This is a genomic window from Desulfobacula toluolica Tol2 (assembly GCF_000307105.1).
Classification (GTDB): Bacteria; Desulfobacterota; Desulfobacteria; order Desulfobacterales; family Desulfobacteraceae; genus Desulfobacula; species Desulfobacula toluolica.
On the sequence record NC_018645.1, the window covers coordinates 2,040,345 to 2,061,547 of the forward strand.

Consider the following 21,203-nt stretch of genomic DNA (forward strand, 5'->3'; position numbering starts at 1 on the left):
ATCGCTCTTTGACGATTTTACTTGATTTTGGACGCAACTCTCTTGTTGGTAATGCTTCTAATTTTCTATAACTGCTGAGTTTAAGCAGCTTTACGTCGTTGAGTCCGTTTCAACTCTTTCTGTTGTATATGATGCCCGATAATCTGGAAGTTCCGTGCCAAAACAGCGAGGCTGACATACCGTTTAAAACCGAGAGGGCCATGATCCGGGCACCGGTCTAATCCATGGTTTTCCAGTCCATTGATAGCGGATTCCACTGCTGAATGCTTTCTCTTGGATTGGACAAAAATCTCGGCTGTTTCTTCTTCACGCTCAATTTTGTTCAGTTTTCCTTTTTTCGGGAGTACCAGAACATCCAGCTTGTTTCTCAGTTCCTTTTTATTGGCGGGACTGTAAAAGCCTTTATCAAAACTGCATCTCCTGAGGTTGGGGAATTTATATCGTGCCGCATCGACCATGGCAACGGCCACCTTGTCATCGGTTTGTTTTTCCATCACATGATGGTGCAGGATAAAGCCGTATTGATCTTCCAGGATGCAAACCCGCAGTCCCAGTTCCTGGGGAACACCGGCTTTCCCCTTTGAAATCCATTCCGTATGGGGTTCAAAAATAGAAAAAATCTTGTCATTGTGCGGAATTTTTTCACCCTGAATAACACGCCGCCGAATCAGATCGACTTGGCGGATGGCATGGCCGATATAGTTTTTTAACTTTTCTATTTTGGCCAGGCACACCGGATCATATGAATCAATGTTTTCAATGGTCCAAATTGACTTTCGTATGAATTTTTCGGCAGATTCAATATACGTTTGATGAGCGTCAATGACCAGTTGAGCCTCCGGGCTTTCTTATTTTCATCTTTTGAAGTGGAATGTTTTAATCGCTGAGCCTGCCGATAAAGCTTTTTAAATGATCTGATATTATACTCGGATTGCCGCCACACACTCATTCCCAGGCTCTGACTGATAATTGCAGCAATTTGAATCATTTTCCGGACAGCATCAAAAAGCAGGTTGATGTCTGTGGGATAGTGAACATCGGTCTCAACAACGAATGAATCACATCGTCCCATAAACGTCTGGTCTTTTTTTTACCAGAAGTTTATGGCCTTCTTCGACAACCAAGGTGTTGATTTGATCAAGAATTTCAGGTGTCAAAAGCTTAACATTGTCCTTTAAAGTTTGAAGAGGGTATGTTTTATCATTATCCATCAATCCGTGACCGAGCATCTGTCTTATGGTTCGGTGATTGTTGACGATATCCTGGAGTTTATCATAATCCCAATTGCAGTTGAGTCGAATGGTACCCATGACAAGAATTTTCCACAACTCCATTCCAGGCTGGCCGTTTTTTGAATCCACATTCTCCAGGATCATCTTTTTGAAAATTTCGAAAACTTTCTGACGGAGTTCTTTATGGCAATAAATGTGCTGAAGTCCTAACAGAAGCTTGGGGATTTCATCCCTGGCTCTCATATCAATTTTAATCTGGTCAATAGGAGTTTGCCCGAATGTCATTTGGAACTCAAAAGTTTTACGCAAAATAACCTCGAAATTTTTTTGACCTTTGGCCATTTTTGTAGGGTGTGTCCCAGCTTTGACATTAGCAAAAATCAGACCAATCTTAAAATTCTTATAAATTCGTTAAAAAGGGCTTATATTCCTGAAAAATGGTTGCTATACATCACTCCAAGAGTAAAAAAGCGATCAAATTTTCATAAAATTCGATTTCAGGCTGATTTTGAACCTTCTTTTTTGAATGAGACGATCATATTATGTAAAAGGTGGGACACACCCTTTTTGTATGGATTGCCTATGAAGCAATATTATATAATCCTTTATGATTACAAGGATTTATTACAACTTAGTAATTCAGATAAGTAAAGCTTTTTTTAAGAAGTTAGTAATAATTTCAAACCGTTACAATCACTATGACCGCAGTAAAATTAAGCGATTCGAATTTTCGGTCAAGCACTAATTAATCAGGGGCTCATGGTTCACAGCCTCTGGACAAATTCATGCTGAACCTCATGCTGTATTAAGAAACATTGGTAACATACCCGTAAATAAATTTCACGCATGCTCACCGAAAGGACACCAAAGACCATTTCGGTTTTATGAAACGACCGAAGAACTCGGATTAAGGCAAAAGGATCGACCGGGCTGGGTTAAACCAAGATTAAAGCCATTTCTGAGAGAGATGTCGAAACTGTCGTGAAAGAACTTGAAGAACAATATGAAAAAAATCAAAATAACCGTTTGAAACGTCTAATAGGTTACATTAAGCGATTCTATGACTCATTAAATTACGAAAATTTTAAATCTATGGGCTATCCGATAGGGTCTGGAGAAATAGAGAGTGCCCATAAATCAGTTCCACAAAAAAGATTGAAAATTCCTGGGGCAACTTGGAGTCCGAATTCAATAAATCCAATGCTTGACTTGAGAATTTTGAGAGCCAATGATTGGTGGAATGAATTTTGGATGCAGGGTTGGTTTACACCCAATTGATTTGGAATAATCCAAAGGGAATAGCTTTGTTTGAAAAAACACAAAAAAAGGCCATGATCAATGACCACAGCCTGTCTTTTTATTAATACGGGTGATTATCGCCCGATAACATATCTGTTAGGGTCTACTTCCTCCCGGAGTATGCGAAGTTCAGTCTCAGTAGGGGGTTTAGTTTCAAGAATTTTGTTAGCTTTCAACAATTCAAATCCACAATTATCCTGGACATCTTTTTCCGAATATCCCTGATTTATTGAAATAATTCTCATTCTTTTTGATTCCGGTTCAAAATCCATTACCGCCATATTGGTGATCATTCTATAGGGGCCGCAGCCTTTTGGAAGGCCGGATTTTTCTCTTGAATCTCCTCCCGTAAGCCAGCCGGGGGTTGTTATGAAATCACATTTTTCAACAAATCGCCTGCTGTCCTGTACTGTTACCACCATGGTTCTCCAGCACAACGACGCAAAGTCATTAGCGCCTCCGCTTCCTGGAAGCCGAATTTTTGGTTTTTTACGGTCCAATCCGATTTGGGTTGAATTCATATTTCCGTACATATCAATCTGGGCACCGCCGAGGAACGTATAGTCTACTAAGCCTCTGGCGCATGTTTCCATAATGTCAGGCATGCCGGTTGCCATGACTCCTTTCCAAAACGTCCTTGAATCACCCACTGAAATAGGCATTTCAGGCATTAATGGGGCTACTCCACCAGCTTCAAAAACGATCATAATATTCGGGGCATGGGTTTTTTGCGCAAGCATGGTTGCCGCACAGGGTACGCCTGTTCCAACGCCTACGGAAACTCCGTCTTCTAATTCACGCGATGCTACACACACCATTAATTCCATTGTATTATATTCAGGCATTTTTTTTTCCCCCCTTATCCTTTATTTTCCGAAACGAGCAACTCTTTTTGCCTGAGTTTCCTCATTTTTTCCATCCCCCCGTTTTTTTGGAGATAATCAAAATGGGTCTCGCATTGGTAAATATTTTTATCCAGAAATTCCTTAAATGCCTCAGGATCTTTTTCCAACCGCATCCACTCTTGAATATGCTCCTCATCAGAAAAATATTCATAGGCCATATTGCCAGGATAGCTGCCATATGGAACCTCACAAACAGCATCGACCAGGTAATATGGGATTATTGTGCGGATGGGTTCTCTGCGAATATCATCGTTTGAAATGATTTTTTCAGTGGTGATAATCAATCTTTTAGCGGCTCTGGCAACATCCAGGTCTGATATGGTAATACCCTTTAGTTGGCAGTTTCCATAAACATCCGCTGCATGCACATGAATGGCTGCTACATCAGGGTACAAAGCAGGAACCGCCATATACGGTACTTCTGTAAACGGACATTCGATTGTCTTAGCTGCGCTGTATTTGTAGGTTTCCGTTCCCAATGAGGTTCGAATCGGTAAAAATGGCACACCCATTGCTGCAGCTTTGAAGCGGGCAGCAAGACCATAGTTGCTCCAATCCGTGACTTCCACTTCCCCGCTTTGCAGGTACTTTCGGGCATTGGGTGACAACCCCCTTGCTTCAAGTCCCACTACATACGATGCATCAAGTCGATTAAAGACTTTTCCGGCCGAGAGAATCTGAAAATCATGAGTTGCCGTATGTCCGGCAAATCCCATTTTTTTGCGTCCCTGCCTTAAAAGTTCATGACAAATTGCCGTTGGGATTCTATTGGCACCAAATCCACCAATGGCCAAATAGTCTTCATCATGCGTAAATTTTTCCACCGCATCTTTAACTGTCATAAGCTTGTTCGTCATTTTTCGGGATTTGGTTCTGAAAAATGCTCGGGCATTGTCCGGATCAGGGTCTGTAAAAAGTTGCCCCACCCCACTTTCCAATAATTCCATTTTCCATTTTCTCCTTATTTCTTGTTCACAAGATTCATGAAGTAATACATGTTAGTGTTTTGATTCTTTCTGCTGATGACTGCCATAATAGCTTAGGATTTGAGTATTGCCTCCTTTATAAAGAACAGCAATTATGGTGAGTTTTGTGTTTTTGTAATTATAGAATGGGGGAAATCGTTTACAGGCATAACGCACTGTTTTGATTTCCCCAAAGTTTCTATAATGTTAACTGCTATAATTTTGTGCAGCTTCATATCCCATTTCAAAAGCTTTAAGGTTCATGTCTAAAAACGCCTTCTTTGTTCTTCTTTTAATGGCTTCGATCACATCTTCCTTTGTGAACCCAAGCCCGCCTGACTGTACCAGGGCGCCTAAAAGAACAATGTTTACACTCATGGGGGTTCCGGCTTCTTTGGCAAGTTTCATTGCGTCAATGGCAACAAGGCTTGCGCATTTTTCTTTGAGCAGTTCCTTGGTCTTTTCAACTTCCGGGTAAACTCCTTTGCCGATGGATACGGTAAAAGGCGGCAGGGTTGCCGTATTTGTGATCACTTTTGTATTCTTGCTGCACCGGTTTAAGGCTCTCAATGTTTCAGCAGGTTCAAATCCCATCAGGATATCTGCCTCACCATCAGAAATAATTGAACTGGTTGCATCTCCAAAAACTATGGCTGATTCAACAACACCACCCCGCTGGGCCATCCCGTGTATTTCGCTCATTCTGACCGGCACGCCTGAAATCAGTGCCGCCTCACCCAACACCTTGGATGCCAAAAGGTTGCCCTGGCCTCCCACTGCTACCATGATTAATCTGGTTGTTTCCATTGTTTATATCATCCTCTTTTTAAAGGTTATTTTTTTAAAGGCGTGATCGCATTTTCAGGGCATATCTGGGCACAAACCGCACACCCTACACAGGTATCTGCATCAATTTTCACTTTTCCGTCTTCAAGATAGAAGGACGGACAGGCAATGGTGTTGATACAATCCTTGTGATCCACACATTTATCGGAAACTTTAAATGCTCTGGGTTTCAGCAATTTCAAGCTTTTTGCATACAAAGCACACGGTTCCTGGGATATAATAACGGAAACACCCTGGTATGCCAGAGCTTCCTTGATCGTTTCAATGCTCTTTTTTACCTTGAACGGTTTGACGATGGAAACATGCTCTACTCCCATGGCTCTCACCAGTTTTTCTATGTTTACCCGACCGAATCCGTCCAGGCCGAATCTTTCCATGTCCACACCAGGATGGGGCTGGTGTCCGGTCATGGCCGTGATATCATTTTCAAGGATGACCAGGGTAAAATTATGGTTGTTGAATACGGCATTGACAAGTCCTGTCATGCCTGAATGGAAAAAAGTGGAATCGCCTATAACCGAGACCACTTTCTGGTCCGTGGCCTGTCCGAATCCGCAGGAAGAGCTGACCGAAGAACCCATGCAGATCACAAAGTCACCCGTACTTAAAGGCGGCATAAACCCCAGGGTATAACATCCGATGTCATTGGGGCAAATGATATCCATATCTTTGGCTGCCTGCTGAATCTCATAAAATGTTGCTCTGTGTGAACACCCGGAGCAAAGATTTGGTGGACGCATGGGAATTTCAGGAACATTGTCGACAGACAATTTCTCTTTTGGTGTGTACTCAATACCAAAGTAATCAGCCATATTTTTTCTGACCATGGCAGGATCATATTCATAGAGGCGTGAGAACAATGCTTCTGATTTGCCACTAATGGGTATGATTATCCCGGCCTCCTGGGCAAAGGCTTTTACAGCTTCCTCCATGAAAGGTTCACCTTCTTCGATGATAAGGACTTTTTCGCAATCTGCCAGAAAATCTTTGATCTGTTTTTCCGGCATGGGGTTGGAAAATCCCAGGCGTAAAATTTTTGCATCGTTTTCAATACCAAGATCTTTTACGGCATCCTGAGCATAGTGATAGCTGACACCATTGGCAATAATACCAAATTTTCCAGATCCTTCAATCAAGTTAAACTCGGAGGTTTCAGCAATGCCTTTTGCTCTGTTCATCTTCTCAAGCACTTTGACATGAAGTTGCCTTGAGACCACCGGAACAGTAACGCATCGGCCCGGATCTTTTTCAAATCTGCCTTTGGTTTGCATTGGTTTTATATCACCAAAGGTCACATAGGCATTGGAATGGTTGATTCTGGTAGTGGTTCTTAACAGTACCGGCTGATTGAGTTCCTCTGAAAGTTCAAATGCATACTTGATCATCTCTTTTGCTTCAGGTACGGATGAGGGTTCAAGCATGGGCAGATTGCCGAATTTTGCATAATAACGGTTGTCCTGCTCATTCTGGCTTGAAAACATGGACGGATCATCAGCTGTCAGGATCACCATGCCGCCGGTCACACCGACATAGGCCAGAGTCATCAGAGGATCAGCCGCAACATTCAATCCCACATGTTTCATCATGCAAAAGGTGCGAAGTCCTGAATTGGCAGCAGCAGCCGCAACTTCAAGAGCGACTTTTTCATTGGTGCTGTATTCAAAATAGAGGTCTGATTCCTGAGACATCTGAAAAAGATTCAAAGAAATTTCAGAAGAAGGGGTGCCCGGATAAGTTGTGGCAAATGCCACACCCGCCTCAACAGCACCTCTTGCGATGGCTTCATTCCCCAGGAGCATGATTTTTTCACCCGGGCTGTCATTCAATAATTTGTGCATCTGTTCTCCTTAATTTAAGAGCTGTTTATAATCACTATGAATATAACTTTTCCACGTCTTCAATGGATAACGTCAATATCCAGTTTCCTGAGTTTCCTGTATCATCGCTCGCCCTGTTATCTTAAATAGGATTAAAATAACCTTTTCAACCGGTTGTATAAAGCTTCAGGGTGAACGATCGCGTATCCTTTGTTTTTAGACTAATCAAATCAGCATGTTTTTGTCAAGTATTAATTTTAATTTTATAAGGAAAAGTTTTAAATTTTCATAACTATCGAAACCATATATATGAATATTAACTTATTTTATAAGCAAATTACATAAAAAAACCTTATTTTAATTTAACTTACTATTTTTTCTGATATTAACAACAAGACCTGTTTTTATAGGTGTTTTGCTATACTTTTTATACACGCTGTGTTTTTGGCCATCCTTGCATTGATTTATCATTGTTGCCTGTTTTTACCGTTTTAAGACGTACGGTTGTGTGCTAAACCCTATAAGGTTTTATTTTTTATTCGGATTAAGGTGGAGTTTTTTAAAGTAGATTGGAAATGATTCTAAAAGAAATAGACCTTTTTAAAGGAATAGATTATGCAATAATGGAGCAGACAGCAGATATCTGTGTTGAAGAGATCTTTAAAAAGGATGACCGGATATTTGAAAAAGGAGATGTTGCCGACTGTCTTTATATTCTTGTGGAAGGAGACCTTAAACTGGTAGTTGAAAATGGAGCTTCTATGAATTTCAGCTTAACTGAACCCGGAACAATATTTGGATGGTCAAGCATGGCAGAGTCAGGAAAATACACATCTTCCGGTTCCGGGGTCTGTGCAACTGACTTGAAAGCCGTTAAGATTGATGTGAACAAATTTGATATTATTAAGTGTTGCCAAGCAGCATCTGACAAAGATGTTCGCTTAAAAACATAATTGATTCAATGTCAAGGTGTTCAATAATGGTTTCGTCAAATAAGAGTTTTATGTCTGCTTCAAATCCGTCCTCTTCGTCACGGAATAAAAGGATGACCGGGATTTTTGGAAATGCTGTAAACCGGAAGGCAAGATCACAGGATTCATATTGGGCAGTAATATCTTCTCCGCCTGAATTTTCACAAGCTTGTTTGAGTTCGGTTCTATGGGATGCAAATGCTTTTTTAAGCGGAATTTCCACATTCTTTTCCATGGAAACTATTTTTGATACGGTATTGGGAAATTCCTTAAAGCTTTTCATTTTCCCTGCCGGATGGGACGATCCTCCCTGGGCCATATGGATATAAACAAATGTCTGCTCATTGCGGGTCAATTCGTTGCCTGATGCATCCCGGACGCTGTCTTTGGTTATCAGGAGAATTTTATTGAAGCAGGGAAGGGTGATCTGATCCATATCGTCAACGGTTGTTACCTTTGCTCCAATCCGGGATGCAATATCTTTTAATTGCATTGAGACCACCCGTTGTTTTGCCCATTCAAGGGCCTCTTTTGCCATGTCTTTTTTCAGCCATTTACCTTCTTTATATTGTTGTTCAAGCTCTTTTTGGGCCGGCTTCAAGATTTCCAGGGCAATGTGCGGGCAGTTTTTTAACGGATATTTTTCAGATACCACCATTCCGGCAAACGCAAGGCATGTGGGGTATCCACACTCTTTACAATTTGTTTTCGGCAGGACTTTTACATAAAGATCCACAACAGAAAGTGCCATGGTTGTTTCCTCCTCTCTCAGATAAAATTTGGTAAAATTTAATACAAGAAGCCAGGAAGAAAAAAGTATTTTGTCTAAAAGACAATCTGTCTGGCGGTTATAATCAATTTTTATAATAAAATCCCGACAAATTCAATCTTGATTTTTAATTTTTGTTGTGGGCAAACCAGGACGCAATATCAGAATGCAATACCAGGTTTGCCCGTAGCAGTTACTCTTTTGAAAAATCTTCTTTCCCGGCACCGCAAATAGGGCAGACCCAGTCTTCGGGAAGCTCTTCAAACGTTGTTCCAGGATCAATACCGTTATCGGGATCTCCGTCTGCCGGATCATACACATAACCGCAAAGGTCACATACATACCTGTCCATAATACATTCTCCTTTTTAATAATTGATTAATCATATTACATTTATAATTAAGCATAGAATTAATATGCTTCATCCATATCAAGATCTTCCTGTGTGACAGGCTCCTTGAAAAAATGATAGGCCCAGGCCTGATAAATAATGACAATGGGAATAAATACCAGGACAACGCCCAGCATGATTTTTAATGTTAAGGGGCTTGATGATGCGTTGAATGCAGTTAATGAAAATGCTTTGTCCATGCTGGAGGGAAAAAGTGCAGGAAAAAGTCCGATAACTCCAAAGAATATCGCGCCCACAATCGTTAATGCTGATGCAAACCAGGCTTTAAAAAAAAGTTGTTTTTCAATGAAAAAACGGGTTGCAAATAGTGCAGCAACTGTTGCAAGGATCACAAGGAACATGGCAGGAGTTTTAAAATAATTTTCATAAAGACTGGTTGTAAAATAACTTGCGATCAGAAAAATTACGGCAACAGGAACCAGAAAGAGCCATATTTTTTTAGATACCAAAATGGATCTTTCCCTAAGCTCCCCCGTGGTTTTGATGTTGAGCCAGTTTGCACCATGCTGCAAAAATAACAGGACAAATAAAACACCCCCCAAAAGCCCGTAAGGGTTGAGCAACTTTAAGGTGTTGCCATGATAAATGCCATCGCCGTCAAAGGGGATACCCTGAAAAATATTGGCAAATGCAACTCCAAAAAGAAGAGCCGGTAAAAAACTGCCAAGGAAAATAAAAGTATCCCAGAGTTTTTTCCAGCCGTTACTTTCGATTTTTCCCCTGAATTCAAAGGCTACTCCCCTGAAAATTAGGGCAAATAAAATCAGCATCAAAGGGGTATAAAGGGAAGAAAACATTGTGGCATACACTTGGGGGAATGCTGCAAAGGTGACGCCCCCGGCAGTGATCAACCAGACTTCATTTCCGTCCCATAACGGGCCTATGGAATTGATCATGACTCTTTTGTCCCGGTCTGATTTGCCAAGAAAAGGATACAGTGTCCCGATTCCAAAATCAAACCCGTCCGTCATAAAAAATACAGCCCATAAGAGTCCCCACAAGTAAAACCAAGTATATTGAAGTAACATATTTAAACTCCTGTAATGTTTTGATATAAAAGTTTTAGCAAACCAAATCGCAACTTTCATTATTTGTTGTGGCAGATTCGGGTCAAATACCCAGTATGCCCTTGGCAGTTATTTGGTTGCAGCGGCCTCAGGGCCTTGTTTGGCATATTTGCTGATCAGATAAAAGCCCAGGGCCCCTAACATGCCATAGACGACAATAAAACCGATCAGGGAAAACAGAACCTGGTTTCCGGCAATTGGGGATACGGCATCTGATGTTTTAAGAACTCCATAAACTATCCAGGGCTGTCTGCCGACCTCTGAAACCACCCATCCCATTTCTATGGCAATATAGGGCAAGGGAATGGAAAACAGCATCCATTTCAGATATGTGGGGCTTTCCATGAGCTTGTCTCTTTTGAACCATCCGTAAATGGTCAGCAGGATCAACAGTGTGCCGATTCCCACCATTGTTCTGAATCCGATAAAAGTGGGCAGAACCGGCGGACGTTCATCTTTGGGAATGTCTTTGAGTCCGATAACGGTTGCATTAAAATCATGAAATCCTAAAAAGCTCAGGATGCCGGGGATTGAGCCAATCTCAATCAGATTTTTTTCCCGGCTTTCATCGGGTATGGCAAACAGAACAATGGGTGCCCGGGTCTGGGTTTCCCAGTGGGATTCCATGGCAGCCAGCTTGGCGGGTTGGGTTTTAGCAACGTTGACACCGTGAAAATCGCCAACCAAAGCCACTATGATTGAAGATGCAAGGCCAACAAAGAGAGCGATTTTGAAAGAACGGGTGAAAAGATCGATTTCCTGCTTTTTAAGCAGGTGATAGGCAGAAATTCCCATAATGAAAAACGAGCTGACCAGAAGGCCGGAAGGAAGAACATGTAAAATTTCAAGAATGCCGTGATAATTAAAAAGAACAGCAAAAAAATCAGTCAGTTCTGCTCTTCCGTTTCTGATGGTATAGCCAACCGGATTTTGCATGAATCCATTGGCCGTCAGTATCCATATGCCGGATAGGTTACCTGCTGCTGCAACAACCCACATAACGCCTGCATGGGCTTTGGCTGACATTTTTTTCCAGCCGAAAATCCAGATGCCTATGAATGTGGATTCAAGAAAAAATGCAACAGATGCCTCAATGGCTAAAAGTGAGCCAAATACATCTCCCACATACTCGGAATATCTTGACCAGTTGGTTCCAAACTGGAACTCAAGGGTGATGCCTGTGACAACACCTAAGGCAAAATTAATTAAAAAAAGTTTGCCCCAGAATTTTGTCATTCTCAAATAGACCTCTTCCCCGGTTCTTGCATACTTTGTTTCCATGTAGGCAATTATAACTGAAATTCCAAGGGTCAGGGGTACAAAAAGAAAATGGAACATGGTTGCTGCGGCAAATTGTAATCTTGATAGAAAAACCGGGTCCATACATTCCTCCAATTAATAGTTGTTTTGATTTGTTTAAAAAGCTTTTTTTATGTTTTTTCAAAAAATAGCAAATAATATGCCATACAAGAAAAACGAGGTTGAAATAAAATGTTTAAAAGATGAATATCAGAACATTAAATGATTTTCAGGCTTATGGCAAGGGCGTTTTAGATTATTGGATCAATTTTGTAGTTATCTTGGTTTCAGAGTGTCCCATAGTAAAAATTCAATCAAATCCGTATCAGGAAAGCAAGGGATTTGAAACAATAGTGTGTCGGCTGTTTTTTTTGAGACATAAGTAATTTGTATGCAATAAAGTTATGAATGTATAACTTTTTATATGAAAGTCTTGAAAAATTCAAGCGGCAATTTTTATGTTTTGTTGTGGCAGGCAATTTGTCAAGGCTGTTACTGCGTATTGTCAGGGAGGATGAGGGGGTTGGTTTAAGACGGCGGCAGGAATAGAGATTCCTGCCGCCGTCTTTTTATTTCTTTCGGGTGGCCTGGGTTTCCCAGTCGGCAATTTTTGTGGTCTCGTAAATCTCTTCCCATCCTGTTATCATACCTGCTATATGGCTGAAAATCGAATGGCCAGTGGTTGTCATATAAACATGAATGATTAAAAAATTTAATAGAAAAAGTGCAACCAACATGTGCATAACGGCCAGAATTTCCAGGGAAAGGGCACCTGACAGATCATTATACAGATAGTATAGTAATCCTGTTATCATCTGTACCGGCAGCAGCAGGGCGGAGATTCCCAGATATGCCAGCCGCTGCAGCGGGTTATGCTTTGCCCCTTTTGATTTTTGAACCGGATGGGGTTTTCCCTGAAAAATATCCCAGGCATAGTACCGGATGACCAGAAAAAGTCTTTTGGTTGTGGGAAGATATTGCTTCCATTCTCCTGTTGTCAGAAGCCAGAAAACAAAAAAGGCAAACATGATCAGCCAGGACAGGCCCGTAAAATTATGGACATTGACGGCTGTCTGAAAACCCATTAACTGGTATGTGCCGTGAATTTCAAGACCGGTAATAATCAGGCAGATGATCATCAGTGCCTGGAGCCAGTGCCACAACCGTTCAAACCGTGTGTAAAGATAAATTTTGATGATTTTTTTATCCGCCATTTAATCCTCCTTGCCGTTGCGTGTGAAAAACCGTCCCAGTCCATGGAGCAATACACCTGCCAAGGCGCCAAAAACGGAAATCCAGCCAATTGCATCAAAAAGATCGGATTTGTTTCGTCCCGGCAGATACAATCCTGTAATATTGGCAAGTCTGGAATCTTTTCTGGCATGGCATTGGGTGCAGTTTAATGCATTTTCTTTTGGTGCCACCATATGGGTGATGGGAAACGCATATGTGGTTTCCACATAATCAAATTCTCCGGAATAGGGAATGCCGATGGCTTTGTTGCCGTGTTCAATTGCATCATTCATGTCAAAGGTAGTCCAATATCCGTTTTTGCCTGAGAGCATAGGGGCCAGCATTTTTTTGTGGATTTTATCGTAGGGTTGCTTTCCCCTGTGGATTTTAAATGGAAAAATACGGGCTTCGGGATCATTTTTATCCCCCACCGGGTGGCTCACCTTTACGATTTGAGCCGGATCAATGATGTCATTGGCCGTGGTGCTGGTCAAAGAGCCGTTGAACCAGAAATATTCAGGCACTACATTTTTTTCCCATTTGAATTCGCCTTTAATGGATTTGTAAATCGCTTTTCCAAAAGGGCCTTTTTCCTCATAGGGTTTGCCGTCTTTAATTTTTCCAGCCTTGGACCAGTCCCACCACATCTTTGTTGGATTCACCCTTGCAAATGTTGGAATATGGCATGCCTGACAGGAAACTACATCTGTATGGTCATTCATTTTTGAATCGTTTTTATGAGGTTCGCTGCTATGGCAGGAGACACAGGTTATTTTGGGTGCCAGATCATCTTCGATAAGGCTTTTTCTTGTTTCAACGGCAGGGTTTGTATAGATCCGTCCGGCAATATGGTGGTCCACTGTTGTGTGGCACCTGGTGCAGGAAAAATCTTTACCGTCAACGCCCATATGTACATCCAGCATACGGTTGGGCTTGGTCAGGGAGGTGTCAAGGTCTCCATGCTTTACCCCGTCTCCGCCGCCGCCGGTAAAATGGCAGCTGCCGCAATTTTTTCGTGTGGGAAGCGTTACCTGGGTGGTTGCCTCTTTAACTTCCTGCTGAATGTCTTTTGCTATTTCTTGGGTTTCAGGATCATTGTCTTCTGAAAATGCCTTGATGTCTGAAAAAGCTTCTGTAAAATCAAATCCAGATGAATTATGGCATTTCAGGCAGTTGACCTCACCTTTTATTCCTTTTTTATTCCAGCTGGGATGGCATTTCAGACAGCCTTTATCTTCCATGGCATTGCCTGAAATACAAAAATTATTGACTGAGTACCCGGCCTTGCCGTAGCGTATATCGTTCTTGTCTTCCGACGCAAGCCATGACCAGTGAATGGATTTGTGAAACTGGGTTGCAGCTTCGGAATGACAGGACAAGCAGGCTTGAGTGATTTCTTCTCCAGTTGTGAAATCTTTGTTTAAAGCTTTGATTTTTTTATGGTCAATCGTACTCCACCTTTTACTGCCTTTAACCGCCTGTCTGGCCAGTTTTCTTCCTAATGCCTCTTCACCGCTTTGGGGTGGTGATGCAATTGCGGTTTGAAAGGAGTAAAGGAAAGTTATCGTTGCAATAAAAGCCAGGCAGCGCTTTATTAAATACCGGTTTTTCATTGGCAGCTCCATGAATTTTTAAACTTTTTTTGTAATAATAGGGGCGGGATAAAATCACCACCCTTTCTTGTTATTTCTTTTTTTATATGAAAGTCTTCAAAAATTCAAACAGTGACTTTCAATTTTTGTTGTGGGCAAACCAAAGTAAAAAATACCAAGTCTGCCCATGGCATTTACTGGCATTTTGCAGGTGTAGGTGAATCAGATGCATGATGATAGAAATATGAATAAATGTCAAGAATATCAGTGTCGGAAAGTGCTGCCCAGTTGTCCGTACACTTGAACTCGTCAAAGGTTTTATTTTCGAAAATATTTTTCCATTGCCCCATGGTTTTGTCTGCAGGGCTTATGCTGGGGGTTGCGGATTCAATCATGCCTGCTGCCGCACAGGCTTTGAATACTTTGCGATAAGTGTATTTGCCTTTTCTTTTGTTGCCGTCAGGGCCTTGATAGGCAAATGCCATGGAAAAAGAAACGATTGAAAAGATAAGAACCGTGATGGTAAGAATACTTTTTTTAAACATGATATATCTCCTTTGTAGATTTTATTTGTTTGTAGTTTCGACCTTATTTGGGTTTTTTAATCTCAACAATTCCATTACTTTTGAAATCAATTTCAGCTTCAACATAGAAAACGTCTTTTAAAGATTCTCTCACATCTTTTGTCATGTAAAATGCCTCGCCGCTTCTTGCGCCGGTTGAACATACAAAAACAATGGGTTTGTCATCAGGAAAATTTTTGATCTTAGATTCAAGATTTTCAACCGGAATATTAACTGCTGTCTTAAACGATCCTTTTGCAAATTCATCAGCATCTCTTACGTCAATGAGCATTATGGATTCAGGGTTTTTCGCGATAATGGATTTGAACCGTTCAATATCAATCGAACCTTCAATCTCCCCGGCTTTTACCTGAACAGTCTCATTGGATGCGCCATATGTTTTTTTCCATTCAGGATAGCCTTTGGCAAAGACAGAGACATTTGTGTATCCCATTTCAATCGCTTTTACGGCTGATTTATGGCTTAACCTGCATTTAAGGCCTCCGCAATAGAAAATAATCGGAGTGTTCGGATCTCTGGGCAGTTTTCCTTTAAGGGCATCAAATTTTGAAAAGGGAATATTTATTGCCGTAGGAATATGGCCCTTGACAAACTTGGTTTCCTGTGGTCTGGCATCTATGATTACGGTCTTGTTTTCAGTTATCTGTTGTGCCACATACCCGGCGCTTACGGAAGGATAATTTCCTTTAAGGCTTATCCATTCGGGATATCCTTTTGCATAGACTTTAACGTTTTTATATCCTGACTTTTGAGCTTTTTTAGCGGATTTGTGGCTGAGTTTGCATTTAAGCCCCTGGCAATAATAAATTAACAGGGCATTTTTGTCTTTTGGCAGAAGATCAGTTTTTTGGTCAAATTCTGAAAACGGGATGCTGACTGCACCTGGGATATGACCTTTTACATATTTCCCCTTATACGGTCTGGCGTCAATAATCATAACGTTTTCAGGCATTGGAACCGACATGTGTGCTTTTACAAATTGGGAATCAACGGTATCATGAAACATCCATGACATATCTTCTTTGGCTGTTTCACTGGTTTTGATCGAATTTGTTGCAGTACATCCTGTTAATAGAAAAATGCCTGTCACCAAGGTCAGAATAAAAATGTTTGCCTTGTTTTTTTTCATGGAATCTCCTTAAGGTCTTATCGGTTTAAGTTCGTGTTATGAATGTTACCATTTAAGTTTTTTTTGTTTCGTTTTAGTTTGTTTACATTAAAGCAATGCGTGTGCCGTAGTATAAAATATTCATTTATGATTGTTGTAACTGTTTAAATTAAAAGAATAATTGTGGGTAATATTTTTATTTTGCCGTGGGATATTAAGTGGCTTTATTGTAAATGTGTTAATTGTGTGTTAACTTTGTGATTAACACTGTTAATGTTGTGAGGATAACATGGATATTGGAAAACAATGGCGTCATATTATTGATTCGGTCCAGGACGGCATCATTATTGTTGATGAAAAAGGGTGTTTTGTTGCAGCGAACCAGACGGCCCAATGGATCACCGGTTATACTGAAGAAGAACTCAAAGGCCAATCCTGCCGGATTTTGAATTGCACGGGCTGTAAGATTATCGGAAAAGGCAAAGGGAAAAACTGGTGCGGACTTTTTTCCCAAGGCCTTATCAGGGAAAAAAAATGTTTGATTACCAACAGGCAGAACAGGACCATACCGATTATAAAGAGTGCAACCGTATTGTTTGATGATAAAAAAGAGATTATAGGTGCTGTTGAAACCCTTAAAGACATATCTGAAAATATTAATTATAAAAATGAACTGGCATCCATAAAAAGAATGTATCATATTGATGACGGATTTCATGGCATAGTTGGAAGAACACCGGTAATGCAGAGTCTTTATGAACTTATAGAGAGTGTGGCCTCACAGGACACGCCGGTAATGATTTTAGGGGAGAGCGGGACCGGCAAGGAGATGGTTGCCAAAGCCCTTCATGAAACCGGGGAAAGAGCATCAAAACCTTTTGTTAAAGTCAATTGTGCTGCTTTAAGTGAACATATTCTAGAAAGTGAATTGTTCGGCCATGTAAAGGGCGCATACACGGGTGCGGACAGTGACAGGGTAGGGCGGTTTGAAGCGGCCCACAAAGGAACTATTTTCCTGGATGAAATCGGGGATATTCCTCTTTCAGTCCAGGTAAAACTGCTCAGAGTTCTGGAAGAAAAAATGATTCAGCGGGTCGGTGCCAATAAATCCATTCAGATTGATGTCAGGATTATTACGGCTACAAATAAAAACCTTGAACAATTGATTAAAGACGGATTATTCAGGGAAGACCTGTTTTTCAGGATCAATGTTTTCCCGTTGACCTGTCCGCCTCTTCGTCACCGTAAAGATGATATTACGCTGATTATCCAGCATTTCATCAATTTTCATGCAGAAAAGACAGGGAAAAATATTTTGGGAATTACGCCGGAAGCCATGCGCTTGATGGTGGCATACCCCTGGCCCGGTAATATCAGGGAATTGAGAAACAGTATAGAGTATGCATTTGTTCTGGCAAGAGAGAAAAGCATCGGGCCGGAGCATTTGCCGGAAAAAATTATTAGCCATACATCTGGAGAAACCGGATCATTAAAATATTTGGCATCCAAAGATACGGTTTTCAATGATCCGACCTTTGAGGATACGATCAAGTTAGGGCAGTCTGAAAAAGAAAAGCTTCTTGATGCGCTTCGCCAGACAGACGGAAACCAGAGTCGTGCTGCAAAAATTTTAGGCGTCAGCCGGATAACCGTGTGGAAGCGCATCAAAAAGTATGGAATACAACTTAAATGATTTTTTTGAACAGCTTAAAGGCTTATGGTTGCGGCATCACAGGCAAGATCAATCAGTTCGGCTGCTGTTGCCATTCTGCAGGAATCTGCAAGGTCTTTTTCTTCAATAAACCTTGCTTTAGCACAGGGGGTACACACAAGAATCGGGACCCCATGGGCCTGAAGGTGCGCCATTGAATCATCGGCAGAGTCTCCTGTGGCGGCTTTCAGGTTTTCTGTAGCTCCTTCTCTGGCAAGATAAACAGCTTCATCCAGCAAGAAGACAGTGACGTTTTTTCCTTTTTTCTGGGCCAGGGCGGCAAGAAACAGTGCGCGGGTTGCGCGGTTCGGGTTGTCCGTGCCGCAGGCAAGTGTGATAAGAACATTGTCTGTCATGGGATTCTCCTTTGATAAATGTAAATAAAGAATTTTCTATGCGAGGTTATTATTTTATCATAAATTACCTTTAGTCATAAATGAACTTTAATTGTCTGTAAAGCACACAAAGTGGTACTTGACTTTTGAAATTCTGTAAATTGTGCTATTATTTTTGAACTGTTAACTTTTTGTTAATATACCGGGTTCAGTGTGCTGTTCACGGCAATAGGGCTGAAAAAGGTAATAATTGGCAAAACAACATAATATTGCAGGCACAAAGATCGCAGAAAATTATTTTGTAATGGAAAATAATTTTTGGCACATTTATTGCTAATACTAATATTTGTTGCTATATGCTAAATATAATATAAAAAATAGCCATGTGAAAATTATGCACTGTATAACAATACAATAAATATTAAAAATTGTAGAGAATAGTGGCCTGGCGATATGTGGTAAAATTGAATTCAAATTTGAAGGATTAAAACATGAAAAAAGAGAACATACTTGTTGTTGCTATTGTTTGTATTGCTGTTGCTGGTGTCTTTATGTACAACAACTCTAAATCAGGTAGCATGACGGGGTTTTTCCCTTCTAAAGTGTCTGGCAAAGCTGAATTGTCCGGCCAAAATGGGGATGGGTCAAATATTGCCTGGCAGGATTACAATCAAGGCATGGCCATGGCAAAAACACAGGGCAAACATGTTTTTTTATACTTTCATGCAGACTGGTGTACATATTGCCGGAAACTCAAGAAAACAACCTTTAAGGATGAGGCAGTGTTAAGCTATCTAAGGGATAATTTTATCAGTATTGCAGTTGATACTGATAAAAATCAGAAACTTTCCACACAATGGAAGGTCAAGGGACTGCCAACCCTATGGTTTCTTGAACCGGATAATTCAAAGATCAGCAGTATCCCGGGATATGTTGAAAAAAAACAGTTTTTAAACATTTTAAAATATATTCATACCAAAAGTTATAGCAAAATGACGTTCAATGAATTTGTCAAAACTCTATAGGAGCATGCAATGACCGCAAGGAAAATAAGGCCCAAGATTTCGCGCAGAGCATTTTTAAAGGGCTCAATTACGGTGGCTGGATCTGTGGCAGCGACCGCGAGCATTGCCAGGGCCGCCAGGTCCTTGTCCGGTGAAAAAAAAGAGCCTTTGGCAACCTTGATTGACATCAGCAAATGCATTGGGTGCGAAGAGTGTGTCTATGCATGCCGGCAAGCCAATGAAAACAAATACCCAAATCCTGAAAAACCATTTCCCAAAATGTTTCCTGACAGGGTTCTTGTGGAAGACTGGTCTGAAAGAAGAGATGTGACCGATCGTCTGACGCCCTACAACTGGCTTTTTATCCAGCATGCATCTGCCACTGTCAATGGTGAGCAAATTGAACTGACCATTCCTCGGAGATGTATGCATTGCGAAAATCCTCCCTGTGTCAAATTGTGTCCCTGGGGGGCCTTAAAACAGGAAGAAAACGGTCTTTCACGGATTGATTCAGACCTTTGCCTTGGCGGTTCAAAATGCAAAAAAGTCTGTCCCTGGGATGTGCCGCAAAGACAAACAGGTGTCGGGCTTTATCTTGATCTTTTGCCTGCCTTTGCCGGAAACGGGGTCATGTATAAATGTGACAGGTGTTACAATCGGCTTGAAAAGGGCGAAGTGCCGGCCTGTATAGAGGCTTGTCCGGAAGATGTTCAGACCATCGGGCCGAAAAGTGAAATTTTGAAAAAAGCACATGCCCTTGCAAGAGAGATGAACGGCTATATTTATGGTGAACACGAAAATGGTGGAACCCATACCATTTATGTTTCTCCTGTCCCTTTTGATCAATTAAACCAGACGATTGAAAAATCAAAAGGCAAACCCCATTTAAATAAAGTCAAGAATATGATGGCAAATGGAACCAACCTTGCCAAAGCCATGTTGATTGCGCCCATAGCCGGTGTTGCAGCCGCATTTGGAAAATTTTATCTGAGTGCAAAGGAGGATAAATAATGAAAGTTGCCAGAAAATTAAAACACTATATTTATGGTGTCACCCTTGTTTTTATTACCTTGTCCGGTTTTGGGCAGATGCCGATTTTCAAGCGATATTATATAGCGGACATTCCAGGGCTGGGTTGGCTGGCCCGGTTTTATGTGACGCATATGGTTCATTATATTGCCGCCATTGTATTGATTGCTCTTGCCACATATGTTGTATTTGATTTTATTTTCAAAAGATCAGGATTCAATCGAATTACCGGGTACGGTTACTTTAAAACAGGAATAATTGCAGGATTGATTGTCACCGGGGCCTTTATGGTGGTTAAAAATCTTCCCCATATTTATTTTGCGCACACCACAATTATTGCTTTGGATATTGTTCATTTAAGCCTTTGTGTGATGTTATTGATAGTGAGCTCATATACTTTGATCCTAAAAAAGAGGTGGGTAAGCTAAAATAATCTGAATTAAAAGATTCTTGGTTTGGTGGGGACCAATTTTCAAATCTGTTCTTTTTGTGTGAAGGCTATTTTATCTGCCAGGTTGAATAGGGATTTTTAATCAGGTTGGAATTAAAGTATCCCGAGTCATGAGTGACCTCTTTTCCAATCCAGTCGGGTTTTTCAAACACCTGATCAACAGAATCCAGCTCTATTTCAGCAACCACAAGTCCCTGGTTGTCTCCTGAAAATTGATCGATCACCCATTCAAAACCTTTGAATTCAACATGATACCGGGTCTTTTCGATCAAGGGTTCTTTGCAGAACAACTGGAGCATCTCTTTTGCATCCTGTTGCGGGACGGGATATTCATACTCTTTTCTGGCGGCATTGCAGGTTATACCCTTGATAGTCAAAAATGCCTTGTCTCCTGCAAGGCGAATTCTGACAACTCTTTCTTTTTCATTTACCATATACCCCTGGCGGATAAGGATTCCGTTGGTCAAAAGCGAGGATGGAAGATACTTTAAAAGAAATTTTTTTTCTATTTCAATGGCCATTGTTAACTCCCCTGTTAAATATAGTTAATTTTTTTTGTTTTTATAAAAACCGT

Annotated in this window: 20 protein-coding genes and 1 pseudogene; 6 read left to right on the top strand and 15 right to left on the bottom strand. The window is 41.0% G+C overall.

The annotated features are described in order from the left end of the window. Positions 1-80: 80 nt before the first annotated feature. Positions 81-1,541 (bottom strand): annotated as a pseudogene (locus TOL2_RS09385) (ISNCY family transposase). Positions 1,542-2,213: 672 nt separating this feature from the next. Here TOL2_RS09385 and TOL2_RS24620 point away from each other — a divergent pair. After that, positions 2,214-2,510, top strand: coding sequence for a hypothetical protein (locus tag TOL2_RS24620; protein ID WP_148278085.1), 297 nt, complete (start codon positions 2,214-2,216; stop codon positions 2,508-2,510). A 95-nt stretch (positions 2,511-2,605) separates the two neighbouring features. Here TOL2_RS24620 and TOL2_RS09395 read toward each other — a convergent pair whose 3' ends face one another. From TOL2_RS09395 to iorA, 4 genes are all read right to left on the bottom strand, one after another. Next, complete coding sequence (locus TOL2_RS09395; RefSeq protein WP_014957257.1) at positions 2,606-3,376, bottom strand: CoA-transferase subunit beta; 771 nt, start codon at positions 3,374-3,376, stop codon at positions 2,606-2,608. A gap of 14 nt (positions 3,377-3,390) precedes the next feature. After that, positions 3,391-4,383: a CoA transferase subunit A gene (locus TOL2_RS09400; RefSeq protein ID WP_014957258.1), complete on the bottom strand. Its 993-nt coding sequence runs from the start codon at positions 4,381-4,383 to the stop codon at positions 3,391-3,393. 225 nt (positions 4,384-4,608) lie between these two features. Further along, on the bottom strand, positions 4,609-5,208 hold the full coding sequence (locus TOL2_RS09405; protein ID WP_014957259.1) for an indolepyruvate oxidoreductase subunit beta: 600 nt from the start codon (positions 5,206-5,208) through the stop codon (positions 4,609-4,611). Between the two features lie 26 nt (positions 5,209-5,234). Then, positions 5,235-7,085: an indolepyruvate ferredoxin oxidoreductase subunit alpha gene (iorA, locus tag TOL2_RS09410; RefSeq protein WP_014957260.1), complete on the bottom strand. Its 1,851-nt coding sequence runs from the start codon at positions 7,083-7,085 to the stop codon at positions 5,235-5,237. A 554-nt stretch (positions 7,086-7,639) separates the two neighbouring features. On the opposite strand from iorA, the gene TOL2_RS09415 reads away from it, so the two are divergent. Continuing rightward, entirely contained in the window at positions 7,640-8,017 is a 378-nt protein-coding gene (locus TOL2_RS09415) for a cyclic nucleotide-binding domain-containing protein (protein ID WP_041279389.1), read from the top strand. On the opposite strand, the gene TOL2_RS09420 is transcribed toward TOL2_RS09415, so the two are convergent. The 8 genes from TOL2_RS09420 to TOL2_RS09455 all read right to left on the bottom strand — a co-directional run bounded on the left by TOL2_RS09420 (position 7,968) and on the right by TOL2_RS09455 (position 16,120). Continuing rightward, positions 7,968-8,786, bottom strand: coding sequence for a DUF3786 domain-containing protein (locus TOL2_RS09420; protein WP_014957261.1), 819 nt, complete (start codon positions 8,784-8,786; stop codon positions 7,968-7,970). The two genes, TOL2_RS09415 and TOL2_RS09420, sit on opposite strands and share 50 nt — an antisense overlap. A gap of 211 nt (positions 8,787-8,997) precedes the next feature. Beyond that, on the bottom strand, positions 8,998-9,156 hold the full coding sequence (gene rd, locus TOL2_RS24095; protein ID WP_083863545.1) for a rubredoxin: 159 nt from the start codon (positions 9,154-9,156) through the stop codon (positions 8,998-9,000). A 59-nt stretch (positions 9,157-9,215) separates the two neighbouring features. Further along, a complete protein-coding gene (gene cydB / locus TOL2_RS09425) occupies positions 9,216-10,244 on the bottom strand; it encodes a cytochrome d ubiquinol oxidase subunit II (protein ID WP_014957262.1) in 1,029 nt (342 codons plus the stop codon). A gap of 108 nt (positions 10,245-10,352) precedes the next feature. Beyond that, positions 10,353-11,666 carry a cytochrome ubiquinol oxidase subunit I gene (locus TOL2_RS09430; protein ID WP_014957263.1) on the bottom strand — a complete coding sequence of 438 codons (1,314 nt, stop codon included), beginning with the start codon at positions 11,664-11,666 and terminating at the stop codon, positions 10,353-10,355. 485 nt (positions 11,667-12,151) lie between these two features. Then, on the bottom strand, positions 12,152-12,796 hold the full coding sequence (locus tag TOL2_RS09440) for a cytochrome b/b6 domain-containing protein (RefSeq protein WP_014957264.1): 645 nt from the start codon (positions 12,794-12,796) through the stop codon (positions 12,152-12,154). Further along, on the bottom strand, positions 12,797-14,428 hold the full coding sequence (locus TOL2_RS09445; protein ID WP_014957265.1) for a tetrathionate reductase family octaheme c-type cytochrome: 1,632 nt from the start codon (positions 14,426-14,428) through the stop codon (positions 12,797-12,799). Between the two features lie 173 nt (positions 14,429-14,601). Then, the gene (locus TOL2_RS09450) at positions 14,602-14,952 is read right to left on the bottom strand and encodes a hypothetical protein (RefSeq protein WP_014957266.1); all 351 of its coding nucleotides are present in this window, start codon (positions 14,950-14,952) and stop codon (positions 14,602-14,604) included. A gap of 43 nt (positions 14,953-14,995) precedes the next feature. Then, on the bottom strand, positions 14,996-16,120 hold the full coding sequence (locus TOL2_RS09455; protein WP_014957267.1) for a rhodanese-like domain-containing protein: 1,125 nt from the start codon (positions 16,118-16,120) through the stop codon (positions 14,996-14,998). A gap of 268 nt (positions 16,121-16,388) precedes the next feature. On the opposite strand from TOL2_RS09455, the gene TOL2_RS09460 reads away from it, so the two are divergent. Then, the gene (locus TOL2_RS09460; RefSeq protein WP_014957268.1) at positions 16,389-17,792 is read left to right on the top strand and encodes a sigma-54 interaction domain-containing protein; all 1,404 of its coding nucleotides are present in this window, start codon (positions 16,389-16,391) and stop codon (positions 17,790-17,792) included. A gap of 14 nt (positions 17,793-17,806) precedes the next feature. Here TOL2_RS09460 and TOL2_RS09465 read toward each other — a convergent pair whose 3' ends face one another. After that, entirely contained in the window at positions 17,807-18,166 is a 360-nt protein-coding gene (locus TOL2_RS09465; RefSeq protein ID WP_014957269.1) for a DsrE family protein, read from the bottom strand. A 470-nt stretch (positions 18,167-18,636) separates the two neighbouring features. Here TOL2_RS09465 and TOL2_RS09470 point away from each other — a divergent pair, with 470 nt between their 5' ends. From TOL2_RS09470 to TOL2_RS09480, 3 genes are read left to right on the top strand one after another with little or no spacing between them, the layout of a single operon-like run. Continuing rightward, positions 18,637-19,170, top strand: coding sequence for a thioredoxin family protein (locus tag TOL2_RS09470; protein ID WP_148278087.1), 534 nt, complete (start codon positions 18,637-18,639; stop codon positions 19,168-19,170). A gap of 9 nt (positions 19,171-19,179) precedes the next feature. Continuing rightward, on the top strand, positions 19,180-20,160 hold the full coding sequence (locus TOL2_RS09475) for a 4Fe-4S dicluster domain-containing protein (RefSeq protein WP_014957271.1): 981 nt from the start codon (positions 19,180-19,182) through the stop codon (positions 20,158-20,160). Beyond that, complete coding sequence (locus TOL2_RS09480) at positions 20,160-20,606, top strand: hypothetical protein (RefSeq protein WP_014957272.1); 447 nt, start codon at positions 20,160-20,162, stop codon at positions 20,604-20,606. Before TOL2_RS09475 ends, TOL2_RS09480 begins: the two co-directional genes overlap by 1 nt. Before the next feature lie 70 nt (positions 20,607-20,676). Here the strand turns inward: TOL2_RS09480 and TOL2_RS09485 are convergent, their stop codons facing one another. Continuing rightward, on the bottom strand, positions 20,677-21,150 hold the full coding sequence (locus TOL2_RS09485; protein ID WP_014957273.1) for a CYTH domain-containing protein: 474 nt from the start codon (positions 21,148-21,150) through the stop codon (positions 20,677-20,679). Between the last annotated feature and the right edge of the window lie 53 nt (positions 21,151-21,203).

Bases quoted from the DNA above. Each gene is read 5' to 3' on its own strand.
- TOL2_RS09455 (WP_014957267.1), bottom strand. From the start codon at position 16,120: ATGAAAAAAAACAAGGCAAACATTTTTATTCTGACCTTGGTGACAGGC.
- TOL2_RS09395 (WP_014957257.1), bottom strand. From the start codon at position 3,376: ATGCCTGAATATAATACAATGGAATTAATGGTGTGTGTAGCATCGCGT.
- iorA (WP_014957260.1), bottom strand. From the start codon at position 7,085: ATGCACAAATTATTGAATGACAGCCCGGGTGAAAAAATCATGCTCCTG.
- TOL2_RS09470 (WP_148278087.1), top strand. From the start codon at position 18,637: ATGAAAAAAGAGAACATACTTGTTGTTGCTATTGTTTGTATTGCTGTT.
- TOL2_RS09400 (WP_014957258.1), bottom strand. From the start codon at position 4,383: ATGGAATTATTGGAAAGTGGGGTGGGGCAACTTTTTACAGACCCTGAT.
- TOL2_RS09460 (WP_014957268.1), top strand. From the start codon at position 16,389: ATGGATATTGGAAAACAATGGCGTCATATTATTGATTCGGTCCAGGAC.
- TOL2_RS09405 (WP_014957259.1), bottom strand. From the start codon at position 5,208: ATGGAAACAACCAGATTAATCATGGTAGCAGTGGGAGGCCAGGGCAAC.
- rd (WP_083863545.1), bottom strand. From the start codon at position 9,156: ATGGACAGGTATGTATGTGACCTTTGCGGTTATGTGTATGATCCGGCA.
- TOL2_RS09440 (WP_014957264.1), bottom strand. From the start codon at position 12,796: ATGGCGGATAAAAAAATCATCAAAATTTATCTTTACACACGGTTTGAA.
- TOL2_RS09475 (WP_014957271.1), top strand. From the start codon at position 19,180: ATGACCGCAAGGAAAATAAGGCCCAAGATTTCGCGCAGAGCATTTTTA.
- TOL2_RS09465 (WP_014957269.1), bottom strand. From the start codon at position 18,166: ATGACAGACAATGTTCTTATCACACTTGCCTGCGGCACGGACAACCCG.
- TOL2_RS09485 (WP_014957273.1), bottom strand. From the start codon at position 21,150: ATGGCCATTGAAATAGAAAAAAAATTTCTTTTAAAGTATCTTCCATCC.
- TOL2_RS09415 (WP_041279389.1), top strand. From the start codon at position 7,640: ATGATTCTAAAAGAAATAGACCTTTTTAAAGGAATAGATTATGCAATA.
- TOL2_RS09420 (WP_014957261.1), bottom strand. From the start codon at position 8,786: ATGGCACTTTCTGTTGTGGATCTTTATGTAAAAGTCCTGCCGAAAACA.
- TOL2_RS09480 (WP_014957272.1), top strand. From the start codon at position 20,160: ATGAAAGTTGCCAGAAAATTAAAACACTATATTTATGGTGTCACCCTT.
- TOL2_RS09430 (WP_014957263.1), bottom strand. From the start codon at position 11,666: ATGGACCCGGTTTTTCTATCAAGATTACAATTTGCCGCAGCAACCATG.
- TOL2_RS09445 (WP_014957265.1), bottom strand. From the start codon at position 14,428: ATGAAAAACCGGTATTTAATAAAGCGCTGCCTGGCTTTTATTGCAACG.
- cydB (WP_014957262.1), bottom strand. From the start codon at position 10,244: ATGTTACTTCAATATACTTGGTTTTACTTGTGGGGACTCTTATGGGCT.
- TOL2_RS09450 (WP_014957266.1), bottom strand. From the start codon at position 14,952: ATGTTTAAAAAAAGTATTCTTACCATCACGGTTCTTATCTTTTCAATC.